General features: G+C 55.0%; 4 protein-coding genes. 3 read left to right on the top strand and 1 reads right to left on the bottom strand.

Going from position 1 to position 13,922, the window contains the following annotated elements; all coding sequences use genetic code 11:
• The first annotated feature begins 146 nt into the window (after nucleotides 1-146).
• Nucleotides 147-7,928: an S-layer homology domain-containing protein gene (locus tag J4772_RS31800; RefSeq protein ID WP_209072988.1), complete on the top strand. Its 7,782-nt coding sequence runs from the start codon at nucleotides 147-149 to the stop codon at nucleotides 7,926-7,928.
• A gap of 201 nt (nucleotides 7,929-8,129) precedes the next feature.
• Complete coding sequence (locus tag J4772_RS31795) at nucleotides 8,130-10,046, top strand: AraC family transcriptional regulator (protein ID WP_209072987.1); 1,917 nt, start codon at nucleotides 8,130-8,132, stop codon at nucleotides 10,044-10,046.
• Between the two features lie 113 nt (nucleotides 10,047-10,159).
• Here the strand turns inward: J4772_RS31795 and J4772_RS31790 are convergent, their stop codons facing one another.
• Nucleotides 10,160-11,065, bottom strand: a complete 906-nt coding sequence (locus J4772_RS31790; protein ID WP_209072986.1) for a helix-turn-helix transcriptional regulator — start codon at nucleotides 11,063-11,065, stop codon at nucleotides 10,160-10,162.
• Between the two features lie 188 nt (nucleotides 11,066-11,253).
• Between J4772_RS31790 and J4772_RS31785 the strand changes: the two genes are divergently transcribed.
• The gene (locus J4772_RS31785) at nucleotides 11,254-13,716 is read left to right on the top strand and encodes an alpha-L-rhamnosidase-related protein (protein WP_209072985.1); all 2,463 of its coding nucleotides are present in this window, start codon (nucleotides 11,254-11,256) and stop codon (nucleotides 13,714-13,716) included.
• Nucleotides 13,717-13,922: the final 206 nt, after the last annotated feature.

Genomic DNA, 13,922 nt, shown 5'->3' with positions numbered 1-13,922 from the left:
GTCGCTTTTTTTAATGGGCGTTTGGACCGGCGGCCAAAGTATAGGTGAAAAAGTATACTTTCGTATAATTCTCAGGGTGAAATTCGCCATGGTAGATTGGAGGGAACGTGAGATTCCAAAATAGTGTGGAAAAGAGGCTCAAACCTATGAAGAAATTGCTGGCGAGAAGAGGGCTTTCCCTGCTGCTCCTCTTGTCCTTATTGATCCAGGGAGCGCTCCCGTTTGGTGTGGTGCAGGCTGGAACTGGAACTGGAACTGGAACTGGAACTGGGACTGGAACTGGGACTGGAGCTGGAGCTGAGGCTAGCGATGTCGGCGTAAGCCTCCAGAAGCCGGAGGAGCGGATTCCGGAGTGGGCGAAGGATTCGATTGCCGAGATGACGGAGCTGGGTGTGATTCAGGGGTATGAGGATGGGACGTTCCGCGCGGAGCGCAGTGTCACACGGGCGGAGATGGCCGTTATGCTGCTTCGGTTCGTGAAGGCGGCTTCTTTGGAGCTGCAGGAGGTGCAGGCTCCGGTTTTTCAGGATGTCGGAGAAGAGTGGTTCGCCAAGGAGGTTCGCCAAGCGGCCAATCTCGGGATTGTACAAGGCAATGAAGCTGGCCTATTCAGACCCGGCGCCGCAGTGAGCCGCCAAGAGTCGGCGGTGATGCTGAATCGAATTGTGGGCAAGACCGCTGCGGGAGCAGTGTCCTTTAAGGACAAAGGGATGATCCCGAAGTGGGCGCAGTCTGCGGTAACGGCTCTGGTTGAAGCAGGTGTGCTGCAGGGCTACGGGGATAACACGTTTCAGGGGCAGAACGGCATAACCCGGGCGGAAGTGGCCGTCATTCTTCAGCGTGCCAAGAAGCTTGCAGGCGCGGGAGGAAATCAGGCGAAAGCAGGACCGCTGTCCATTAAGGCTCGTCAGGCGGACGGGGCGGTGCTGGCGGATGCCGAAGTATTCGTGCATGAGAAAGGGAAGCGCGTGTACAAGGCGTGGGGGCGCACGAATGCGCAGGGAGTTTGGACAACGGCGGCGATTCCTTACGGGAATTACGATGTGCACGTTGTGAAAGAAGGATTCGCTGGCTATCAGCCCGTCGTACACGGCGAGGGACAGAGCGACTTGGAAGTAACGGCTCAGCAATCTGCGTGGATTGAAGGAACGGTGCTGGGAACAGACGGCAAGCCGTTGGCCGGGGCTTTTCTTTCGTTTACGACCAACCCGACGTTCTACGCCGTTACGGCTGCAGATGGTACGTTTCGTGCGAATGTGCTGCCGGAGAAGACGTACCGGTTGACGCTTGTGGAGGACGCGAGTCTATCGCAAATCGTAGTAAAAGGGGGAGGATCGGCGTCCATCTACGGGGCGAGCGGTTCGGCATTCCCGGGATTGTCTCTGCTCGATTCGGAGCAGACGCAGACGCCGGGCTGCGAGTGTCATAAGTATGAAGCGAGTCAAACCTTCACCTCATTAGGCGCAGGACAAACGTTGAAGCTGGGGAAGGTGTCCATTGATGGGGCTCGACCTGTTACAACATCGGGCGGTGGAGGCGGCGGTAGCTCGGGGAACCCTGTACGTGTCGATACGACGCCGCCGGCCGCACCTGCGGGCTTGAGCGCAGCTTCAGGAAACGCCAGTGTCAGCCTAAGCTGGCTGGCGAATAGCGAGAATGATCTGGCGGGATATAAGGTTTACCGGTCAACGGATCATGGGGCGACATGGGATGCCGGAACGAATGTCGCCGGCCGCAGCGTAACGAGCTACATCGTGAGCGGATTAACGAACGGAGTGGCGTACCGCTTCGCGCTGACCGCATACGACACTTCGGGCAACGAGTCGGAGAAGTCGGCCGGAGCGGATGCGACGCCGCAAGCTCCACCGGTTGAAACGGCGCCTCCGGCTGCGCCGCGCGGATTAACGGGTGTGGCCGGCAATACGGTCGTTACGTTAAGCTGGTTGGCGAACAGCGAGACGGATCTGGCGGGATACGAGGTTCTCTATTCCGCAGACGCTGGAACTACGTGGATGAATGGCCCCCAAGTCGGCAAAGTAACGGAGGCTACAGTAACAGGTCTGGTTAACGGGACAGCGTACCGCTTCACGGTGAGGGCCTTCAATACGGCGGGCGGATTCTCGGAGCGGGCGGAAGCGATCACAGTCACGCCGAAGGGTTCGAGCGGGACGCCGGACCCGGTTAAAGTGGCGACTCCGATATCAACAACAGCGCTGCCGACCTTTTCTTCGACGATCAAGTTTCTATACGAGGGAAGCGAACCGCTGCAGACGGGAGTCGCTGCCGGAGCGATTGAAGACAGTCTGGTGGCCGTTGTTCGCGGCAAGGTGCTGGATGCAGGGAATCAGCCGCTGGCAGGCGTACAGGTTAGCGTCCTGAACCAGCCCGAGCTGGGCTCTACCAAGAGCCGCGAAGACGGAATGTTTGATCTGGTCGTCAACGGCGGCGGTATTCTGACGCTTCAAATGACCAAGGAAGGGTATATGCCCGTCCAGCGGAAAGTAGCGGCAGTAGCCGAAAAATATGAGACGCTGCCGGATGTGGTGCTGAAGGCTTACGATACGAAGGTGACGGTTGTTGACTTGGATGGGGCGACAGGCGTTCAGGCGGCGCAAGGCTCTCCGGTAACGGATGCGGACGGCACCCGGCAATCGACGGTCATTTTCCCGGAGGGGTCGTCGGCAACGATGGAGCTGCCGGACGGGTCTGTCGTGCCGCTCACGGAGATTCACCTGCGCGCTACCGAATACACCGTGGGCGAGAACGGGCCGGAGGCCATGCCGGGCGAGCTGCCGGACTATGTCGGCTATACGCACGCCGTGGAGCTGTCCGCCGACGAAGCGGTGCAAGCGGGAGCGACGGAGATTCGCTTCAATCAGCCATTATTTTACTATGTAGAGAACTACCTGGCGTTCCCGGTCGGAGAAGTTGTGCCGATGGGCTACTACGATCGTGAGGCCGGGCGCTGGGTGGCGTCCGAGAACGGGCGGGTTATCCGCATTCTCCAGATCGACGGAGGAATCGCCACTGTCGATACGGACGGGGACGGGATGGCCGACAGCGCCGAGAAGCTGGCCGCAGCCGGATTTACGGATAAGGAAAGACAGCAGCTTGCAGAGCTGTATGCCGCAGGCCAAAGCTTATGGCGCGTGCCGATTGAGCATTTCACGCCATGGGATTGCAACTGGCCTTACGGCCCGCCGATGGATGCCGAGCCGCCGCTCGACGAAGATCCGCGAAACGAGGAGGATGACGATCCTTGCGAGCAAGCAGGCTCGATCATCGGTTGTCAGAATCAGAGCTTAGGCCAAGCGATCCCGATCGAAGGAACGGGCATGAACCTGAATTACGTGAGCACGAGAACGCCGGGCTATAAGGAGAAATCAAAGCTCACGATACCGGTCAGCGGGGATACGATTCCTGATTCGCTGAAATCCATGAGTGTTACGGTCGAAATCGGAGGCAAAGCGTACAGTAAATCGTTCGCCCCGGCCACGAACGTGACGCATACTTTTCAATGGGATGGGTTGGACGCTTACGAGAGGAAGCTGATCGGCACGCACCCTTACAAGGTTACCGTATCCTTTTACTACGATTTTCAATATTATGAGGCTGACGAACAGACGCAAAGCTTCGGGCGGGTCAGCGGATCTAACGTGGTCATCGGTTTTAGCAGAGCCTCCATGAGGCAGCCTGTCTCCCGTGTCTGGTACGGGAATTTGGAGAGCCCGAACAACCCGTACGAGCAAGCGGGAGTCGCGGGCTGGAGCCTGGATGCGCAGCATTTGCTCAGTATGCAAACGAATATTCTGTATACAGGGGATCGCAATAAAAAAACGGCGTCTTACAAAAAACTAAAAAAGATCGAATTAAGCGGTCTCGGAGGTTATCGGATTGCCAATACAGGAATCGTTCCCGGCCCTGGCAATACGTTCTACTTCATGGCTTACGGAGAGGTGGGAAGCGGCAATCGCGATCAAGTTGTCATCCGTATGAACAATGACGGCACCTTCCAAAAAAGCGAAGGCTTCCCGAATGAAACTTACGGAGACATTACCGCCGATCCTCAGGGGAATGTATACCGGTACTCTCCCACGGACAGAAAGATTTATCTGAAGAAATTTAACGAAAATCGTTGGACTGTTTTTGCCGGGACGGGGAATGCAAATCGAGATATCGTCGATGGCGCTATGGCGGTCGAATCGGATTTGTATGTCGTCTATAGTATAGCTGCGGCAAGCGGAGGCTCCTTGTACGTTGTCGGCTACAATAAGGATGCGCGCAAAAGTCTGTTATATCGGATTAATGCCGAAGGCCGTATTCAGATGATGAGCAACACGACGCAAGGGGTATCCGGAGCGGACAGCGGCAAAGCCAATCCGGCCACGATCGGCGAAGTGACTAGCGTTGCGATGGGCGCCGACGGTTTCTTGTACATTCACGATCGCATCTATGATAACTTCAATCACATGCAATATACATCGAGGGTAAGAAAAATGAGCTCGGACGGCACGATCACCAAGATCGTGGGGAAAACGCCGGACACTTACAGCAATCAGGTCATTGCCCACGGCGTGGCTGCGAATAAGGCGTTATTTTACATGAGGAAAATGTTCATTGATGTGGAAGGGGATTTGTGGTTTATCGCTTCAAAGAACACCTACGAGCGAGAAAAGCTGTATAAAGTCAACAAGGAGGGGATTGTGGAGGAGGTCGATCTCGATCACCTCAACGCAGCAGCCCAAACCACGTTATCGTTGGCTGCGATAGACTATAATGGGAACTTCATTTATAGCAACGGTTCCAGCGGCAGCTATCGGATGAGCGAGTCTCATCTCCAAATCGCCGAATTTCCGGAGGAGGACGGCTTGTCGGTGAATGCCTTCGATCTGCACACAGGCCGGATTCTGCAAAATGTCAGTGCGTTCTCCGGTGTTGTGCTGAGAGATTTTGCGTATGATCCGGACGGTCGGCTACTGTCGATAGCGGATCGTAGCGGGAATCTGACACAGATCGAACGCGATGCGCAAGGGAACCCGACAGCGATTGTCGCGCCAGGCGGGCAGCGGACGGTTGTTGAAGTGGATGCCGGCGGCGAGCTGGTCGCGATTACGAACCCCGCTGGGGAGACGTACCGCATGAAGTACGAGGAGGGCGGACTGCTCACAGAGTTCACGGACCCGGAGCAAGGCGTCAGCCAGTATGCTTACGATGATGCCGGGATGCTGGTGAGAGCGGTCAATCCGGAGGGCGGCGTCAAAACGCTGCAAAGATCGGTTTTCGACAACGGCTACAGCGTTACCTTTACGGACCCGAGCAATCGGACAACGACATATGAGACCGTGGCTGCCAACGGCAAAAAGATTTATACGCTGACGGACCCGAACGGATATCAGACCGTAACCGAGAGGATCGGCGAGCAGAGCGAGACGGCGACGTTACCCGACGGCACGACAATGACCAAGACGTTCGGAACTGACCCTCGCATGGGCAAAAATACGCCGTTCGTTGCGGAATTAACCTACACATCGCCTGACGGTACAGTAACGAAATTCAAGGAAGAACGATCCGCTGTGACGGATAACAACGGCAAGCTGGTATCTTACAGGGTCAAACATACGGTGAACGGCGATGTGTCCACCATCGAATACGACCGGGCCAGCCATAAGTTTACGGAGACGACGGCCGAAGGTACCAAGACGGAAACCTATCTGGACGAGAAAGACAGGATCGGCAAGGTGGCTTGGCCGGGAACCGATCTCTTCCCGATTGAAGCGATTTACGATTCCATTGGCCGGCTGGAGCGGATGCAGCAGGGAGAGCGGTTTATCCAATATACGTATAACGCGCAAAATCGGGTCGAACAGGAGACGGATGCTTTCGGCAGCGTGAAAAAATACGAATACGACGCCGCAGGCCGCATTATCTCTGTGGTTACTCCGGGCAACAAAGTATACGGCAAGGGCTATGACAGCCTGGGCAACTTAACGGGGTTAACGATGCCTGACGGCGCGGTATACGAGCAGCAGTTTAATCCGCTGGGGCAATTCGAAGGCTTCGCTCCGAGCGGCGCCGGACTCTGGTATGCTGCGGATCATGACAATGGCGGCAGCCTGCTGAGAACTACGCTGAGCAGCGGACGGGTCATCGACCACGTGCTGGAACCGGGGGACGGCAAGCGGCCGGTGGGCATTAACGATGCCGATATTCAGCGCATTCTTACGTATGTGGGGCAATCCGATTATGCGCAAACGATCGAAAGCGTCATGCAGCAGGATAGCTCCAGAAGACAGAAGATTGAGTACGGATACTCGGGAGAGAGCATCAGCACAATGGCGCTGACCGGGAAAGCGAACGCTTCGTTCAGCTACACGTATGACGATTTCTTTAACATGACGAATATTGCGATGACGGTTGCCGGCGCTGTATATCATACCCCGATCCGGTATGACAACGAAGACAATCTGACTCAGTACGGGGCTTTTCAATTTAATCGGGGAGGTCCTTTGAAGGCGGTCGATTCCATCCATGACGACAAGCTGGACATTCAAGTGGACTATGACCAATATGGCAAAATCAGCAGCGCCACCTATACGCTGAAGGGAAGCCAAGTCTACAAAGCGGCCTATACGTACGATAAGAGAGGCTACGTCACGGACATTGCCGCGGATTCGGCGCAGGGAAGGGAAACGACGCATTTCGAGTATGACCTCGATGGGCAACTGACAGGCGTGACGCGAGTCGAGCCGAGCGGCAATGTCGTGACGGAGGCGTACGGCTACGATGCAAACAAGAACCGGATCACCAGCCAGACTGGCGGAGCCGCCGGACCCGTGGTCAGCAGCTACGCAGAGCACGATGTGTTGACGCGTGTGGGCGATCTTGCCTACAGCTTTGACGCGGATGGTTTTCTGACGCAGCGCGGCGCGGATACGTTCACTTACGGCGTTCGCGGAGAGCTGCTGGAAGCGACCGTGGCGAACGGTACCTACAAGTACACGTATGACGGCCTTGGACGCAGAGTAGCCAAGGAAGACAGCGCAGGGCGGACGTATCAATACCTGTACGGCAGCCCGGATTCTCTGCATCTAATGACGGCGTCGGTCGATCCGAGCGGCGAGCCAACGATCTACTCCTACAATGAGATGGGAGTGCTGATCGCGTTGGAGCGCGGCGGGCAGCGTTATTATGTCGTCGCGGATGGCGTAGGAACGCCTCAACGGGTGCTGGACGATAACGGAGCTGTTGTGAAAGAGCTGCGTTATGACAGCTTTGGCAGCCTGCAAGCCGACTCCAATCCGGCGTTCGAGCTATTGCTTGGTTATGCCGGCGGTTTGGAGGATCGGGATACGGGATTGATTCGCTTTGGCTTCCGCGACTACGACCCGGCGTCGAGCCGCTGGACGGCGAGAGACCCGGTCCTGATCGAGAGCGGTCAAGCGAACCTGTACGCCTATGTGAACAACAACCCGGTTATGTTCCGCGACCCTTGCGGCCAAATGTGCGTCGGAGCCTCGGTGTATGCTGTCGTCGGGATTGGCGGAAAAGTGTGTATTACCGACGAGGGCGTCTCTGCATGCGGGGATACGGGATTTGGCGTCGGCGTTGGCCTTGAAGTTTCTCCATTTGAGGATCTTGCCAAGCATGAGCTCACCTTGGAGGCGATGGGTAAGCTGACGGCCGGACTTGGGAATTTGCAGGCCGGCTACAAGTTGGGCTACGATTTCGACACCCGCTGCCGAACCGACGGACCTATGCTGCGGGCGGAAGCCGGTCCTTTCCGCATCGACTTGCTTAAACCGAAGAAATCGGCAGTTAAGGGCAAGGAAAGCGACTTTAAGAAGACGATTAAAGAATTGTTCAAGAAAAGCGGCTTGAAAGCGGAAGCGTCCATCAAAGCGAAGTATTGCAGCAATCTGCGCTGGTAGTCGGATAAAGCGCCTTTGCCCTTGTGAGGGGCAGGGGCGCTTTCAGTTGAGGCCGGTCGGGGGCATCTCAACTACGCCGGCCGATTTCACCCCAATTGCCGACTCTCTCCGCCAGCAAAACTCTGACCGTACACGTACGAGGTCAGAGTTTTTTTGTTATACTGGCGTAAGCCGATGAATGGTGAAAAGGAGGGGGTTAGTATGGAGTGGGAGGCTCATATCGAGCGGTGGGGTCGAGCTGCCGTAAGATTGCTGGATATTCGGCAGTTACGCGTGGAAAGCGGAACTGTCCCTGAACGCTATGAGGCACATACTAGCTTTTTCGTAGTTACGACCCAAGGAGAAGCAAACGTGAGCCTGTCGGGAACGGTGTATCGGGCTTGTTCGCCTCACATTCTGCATGGAGGGAAGGGCTCGGAGCTGAATTTTATGCCGTTAGGGAACGACTTTGCTTGTTACTTGGTGCTATATCAAGCCGAGTGCGAATCGCAGGAGGATCTGCAGAGCTTTCGTATGTCGTATACGTTCACTCCTTATGCAATGCTACCCCTACTGGAAAAGTGTCAAGCCATGAGTCGCCTGTGGCAGCAGGCATCTCCGCTGGACAAGCTGCAGGCGCAGTCGGCGTTTCTTCCGTTTGTGTACGAGGTGATGAGGCAAATACGCACATCGGCAGCGGAAAACAGTAAACCAAACTTGGTATCGCAAGCCATTCACTATATTCAAGACCATTACAAGGAGCCGATTACAGCCGAGGAATTGGCCGGATTTTACGGCTGCAGTACGAGTTATTTGTCCCGCTTGTTCAAAAATCAGATAGGGGTCGGTCCGATTGACTATCTGATTCATGTACGCATACACAAATCGAAGCAGCTTCTATTGAAGTCGGAGGCTCGTATCCAGGAAATCGCGAGCAGCGTCGGCTACGCGGATGTCTATTATTTCAGTCGGTTGTTCAAAAAGCATACGGGGCGCTCTCCGCTGCAATTTCGCGAGGACAATCGGAAGGCTGTTCAGAATAATCCATTACAGCTATTAAAATCGTCCATTGTATCTCAAATGTCTGTTTCTCATAATGATAATGAGAATTATTATCAATCATTTAGAGAAGGGGACACATCCATGTTTAGATTTTCAAGACCATCGTTCGGAGCCATGATGCTATTGTGCACAAGCTTGATTCTGAGTGCATGTCAAACAGGCAGTAATACAGGAGGCAATACAGGCAGTAATGCAGGGACGCCGCCGGCTACCCAATCTGCATCAACAGGCGCCCCTACCGACGAGACTGCTGCCAAGACGCGGACCTACAAGCATTTGAATGGCGAGACAGAAATTCCTGTGAAGCCTCAACGCGTAGTCAGCCTTTTTCATCTGGGTGAACTCATGGCGTTGGGAGTGAAGCCGGTAGGCGCAACTACTTTCATTCTGAGCAATCCGATGCTAAGCGATGTTTCCGGGATTGAAGATGTTGGAGTTCCGCCCGATGCGGAGAAGATTCTATCGCTGGCGCCGGATCTGATTGTGACAACGGCCCCATTCGCGGAGGTCGTAGAGGGCGGTTACGAAGCGCTGAGCCAGATCGCGCCAACCATTGTGGTGGAGCAGTACAACGACCCGATCAAGGACGTCGAAATGTTTGGCGATATTCTCGGCAAGCAGGAGGAAGCGAAGCAATGGAATGAAGCATTTGCGACAAAAATAGCCGAATATAAGGAGAAGATTAGTCCGATTGTCGGCGCAGATGAAACCTTCTCCATTTTAAATGTGCGTAAGGATGCAGTTTTCATTTACGGGGATACGAATATGGGCGGCAACATTATCTATAAGTATTTGGGGTTGAAGCCAACCGACAAAGTAAAGACAGACGTCATCAACGGAGAAACGTGGGAAATCTCCTCCGAGGTCATTCCCGACTTTATAGGCGATCGCTTATTCCTGGCTGTGAATGAAGGCGCAGAGGAACATGTGAAGGAAGTGGAGAAGCTCATTCAAAACTCTCCAGCAGGGAAAACAGGAAAGATCTATAGGCTGGATTTCAATCAGTTTCTTCCCAGCGATCCGATCTCGGTAGAGCAGCAATTGGATATTATCGCGAATTTGTTGGCGGAAAAGTAAAGCCGGCGGTAAATGGAATAGATGCGCTATAGAAGCTGTCCCATAAGTAGAGTCGTACATCCTTCCGTACGACTCTTTTACTTATGGGTCAGCTTCTTTTATGTTAGCCTCAATTATCGGCCGCCGTAACGCTTGCGGAATTCGCTCGGGGACATCGACTCGAGCTTGCGGAACGTATTGGAGAAATAGGTCTGATGACGGAAGCCGATTTCCCATGCGATTTCCTCGATCGACAGCGTCGTACTGATCATGAGCAGTTTGGCTTGCTCGATTCTGTACCTGGTCAGATACTCCAGAGGAGAGCAGCCGAATGCTCTCTTCATGCAGCGGGCGATGTAGACGGGATGGAAATTGAATTCGCGCTGCAGCAGCTCGTTCGTCAGGTGCGAGCGATAATGTGTGCGCAGATGGACGGCGACGCGTTCGGCGAGCAGGGCGGCAGGCGATTGGCTGAGCTTGTCCTGCTCCTGGGCCAATACTTTAAGCAAGTTCTGCAAATGGATCTGTTGCTGCCATCGCGCCCACGATAGCGGCTGCCGCTCCAGCTCGATCAGCTCTCGAAGGCGGCGATAGACGTCCACGGGATCCTGCAGCGTAAAATATTGCGGGATAGAAAAGCCGAACTCGCGCGGAATGAGCCCGTGCTCGACGTGGAATTGATTTTTGCCATCCGAAAGCTCCTCCTCAGCTTTATCCCTCATCCGATCCTCTCGCATCCGATCGTCCCACAGCTCTTTCGTATGAAAATGAAGCCAATAAAAGCTCGTGTCCATGTCGACGGAACGAGGCGAATAGTGATGTCGGTCGGGCCTCAGCAGAAGCGCCTGTCCCTCGTTAATGGTCCACGTCCGGTCATCCTCTCCCATGAACAGCGTGCCCTGATGAACGACGAGCAGGTCGAACAATCCGATCGGGCCGCGGGCGGGATGAATGTCTCCAGGCTTAAACCGGGACTCGCCGGAATTGATGTAATGCGGTAGGGGAGGGGCCGTAAAGTAGAGAACGGACAGGTTGCTCACCTCGAAGGTAGAGAGTTTGGATACCTATATTTTATAGTTAGCGATTCGTTGATACAACAAAGACCTGAATTCGAAAATAGGTTTAAATCGTTTATCTTTCGGTTTGAATAATGGCTGGGCATGCGAGCGATAAAAAATATAATGGATCGTAGATAGCGAAAGCGGTAACGAGAGGAAGTGTGGTTTAAATGAATAAAGAGGAGAAGTACATTTTGACGCCGGCGTCCAAACGCGTATTCGGGACTGCCGTTCATTCGACGACTGGCGACGTGACGGATGCGGAGCACATGTTGCGGGAGGACGCTCTGGCAGCAAAGCTCGTATACGCTCCAGGGGGCGAGAAACCGTCGATCCTGCTCGATCTTGGCCCTTCCGCTCCGGGAGGATATCCGATCATTAAGATAGCCGGACAGACGGGGCGTCCGACGCTGCGAATCGCATATGCCGACTGGTATGAATGGATCGTCGATCCGGTACACGGGGAAAACGGAGATTTTAGCAGAGGGTCGTGCACGTATCTCGGCGTGGAATTGCCTGTTCCGCCTGCTAACCCTTACAGGTACGAGCTGTACACGATTGAAGAAGCCGGCTTGTATATCGCGCCAATGATTCAAGGCCAGCAGCGCTGGGTGCTCATACAACTCGATACCGAAGGCAGCGTGGAGCTCGAATATTTCAGCCTCGAAATCACGTCCGACTTGTCGCCGTACAAAGGCCGCTTCCATTCGAGCGACGAGGAGTTAAATCGGTTGTGGTATGCGAGCACGTACACGGCACAGGTCTCGTCGTTTCCGAACACCGACGCCTGGACGGTTGTGGAAGGCTGGCTCATCCCGCGCAAGCTGGCTAAGGGCAACGATGTCGGCCTGACGGTTCAAGGGGAGCAGTGGAGGGATTACCGGTTCGGGTTTCAGTTCGTCATTCGCCGTAATCCCGGCCCCGTGTCCGCGGTGGGGTGGATCGTTCGGGCTTCCGACGAAAATAACGGCTATGTCGGTCAGATCGATTTGGACGGAAGGCTGCATTTGTTCAAGCGGTCGGACGGGGTATATGTGCGCTTGAAGCCGGCGGTATCTCTCTCCATTCCAATTGTCGATGGGCGCGTCTATCATCTGGAGGTGAGGCTGGACGGAGCGAGGATGGAGACGCTGCTTAACGGGACGCTGATCGATACGACCATAGACGATACTTATGCCGAAGGAAAAGTCGGATTTTGCCAACCCATGGACAAGTGGGCGCTCATACGCGAGGTTCGCGTAGAGGACGCTGCGGGGCAGCTTCTATTCGCGGATGATTTCAATGGGGATCTAAGCGGTTGGTCCTTCGCCCGTACTCCCGCATTTATTGCGGACGGCGCCAAGCGGGACCGACTGCCGTGGCTCGGCGATCTGGATTGGGCGGGTCGCAACGTCTATTACGCATTCGACAATTACACCTACATGAAAGAAACGATCAGGATGTTCGCATGGCATCAAACGCCGGAGGGCTACATCTGGGCCGCTTGTTATCCGGAAAATCAGGTGAAGCCGGGAATCGGCGAATACGGCTATTACCAATCCGATGAATTTTCCGCCTGGTTCGCGCCCGTTCTGGCCGATTATGTCCTATTCACCGGCGATCTGGAGCTGGCCCGCGAACTGTATTCCGTGATGGTTAAAAGCTTGGATTACTTGTGGAACTACGTGGAAGGCGACGGCTTGTTCTATCAGCGCTATGAGACGTCCAAGGGCATCTGGGGCCATCTTCTGGAATATACAGGAAAGGGCGCGTACGTGAACTTTCTCGTCTATGATTCGTTCAAGGAAGGCGCATATCTGGCCGGATTGCTGGGTCTCGATGCGGATGCCGCGGCATTCGAAGAGAAAGCCGAGGTCTTGCGTCGGGGCATCCAGGAGCACCTGTGGGATGAAGAGCAGGGGTATTACGTCAAGCTGAAGGGCAGCCGCGAATTCGAGTTTTACGCCAACGCGCTGGCGCTGGCCATCGGCTTTCCGGATGGCGAGCAAGCGGCGTCCGTCAGAGAAAAGCTTAAGGAAACAGACATGGGCAAGTATCAAAGCTTGGCGATTCGCGGGAAATTCCACTACGGCTATGACGAGGATGCTCTCGGAACGCTTCGCAAGCCGGGAGGCGGCGTAGATTGGCTTTGCGCATTAGCCGATTGGCGCGGACCTCATGCAACCTGGGAATGCATGACCTATCCACCGTCCGTCATGCCGCCAGGTAAGAACTGGGGAGACAGCTCCCACCCGGATACCGCGGTCGCTCACTTGCTGTCCGGCTACATCTTGGGCGTTCAACCTACGGAGCCCGGGTTTCGCTCTTTTGCAGCCATCCCGCATCCGTGCGATCTGCAACGGGCGGAGGGCACGGTTCCTACACCTTACGGCGAAATCCGTTTTCAATGGGGATTGGCGGAGACAGAGTTCCTCGCCTCGCTCGAAGCGCCGGAAGGAACAAACGCGGTCGTCGGCATTCCGAAGCCGGAGGGTCAGCAGTTCGTCATCTATTGGAATGGAGCGGTGGTATTTCATTCCGCTGCGCCTGCGGTGGATTCAACCGAAGACCTTACGCTGGACGAGGACGGGCGTTACGTTTACTTGCGCGGGCTTAAGGAAGGTTCTCATCGTATTGAACGGCGGGGGCGGTAAACGGAGAACGGGGGATCTAGGGAGGCTGCTCTGACACGGTTCGAAGTGACATTCTTTACGCCCGAACCGTTCGGTCCCGGCTCCGCTATCTACCCATGACCTCTCGCAGAGGTATCGATCGCGGAGTTCGGATATAATAGATTTATAATTTAACAAGTTGCAAATCTAATGCAGGGACCTCTACCAAAGGGACCTGCATTCATTCT

The sequence above is a fragment of the Cohnella sp. LGH genome (assembly GCF_017671885.1).
GTDB classification, from domain to species: Bacteria; Bacillota; Bacilli; order Paenibacillales; family Paenibacillaceae; genus Cohnella; species Cohnella phaseoli.
The sequence above is the reverse complement of the archived record's forward strand: the minus strand, read 5'-3'. Positions and strand labels throughout refer to the sequence as shown.

Excerpts from the sequence above, each read along its gene's own strand:
- J4772_RS31800 (WP_209072988.1), top strand. The coding sequence starts at position 147 with ATGAAGAAATTGCTGGCGAGAAGAGGGCTTTCCCTGCTGCTCCTCTTG.
- J4772_RS31795 (WP_209072987.1), top strand. The coding sequence starts at position 8,130 with ATGGAGTGGGAGGCTCATATCGAGCGGTGGGGTCGAGCTGCCGTAAGA.
- J4772_RS31785 (WP_209072985.1), top strand. The coding sequence starts at position 11,254 with ATGAATAAAGAGGAGAAGTACATTTTGACGCCGGCGTCCAAACGCGTA.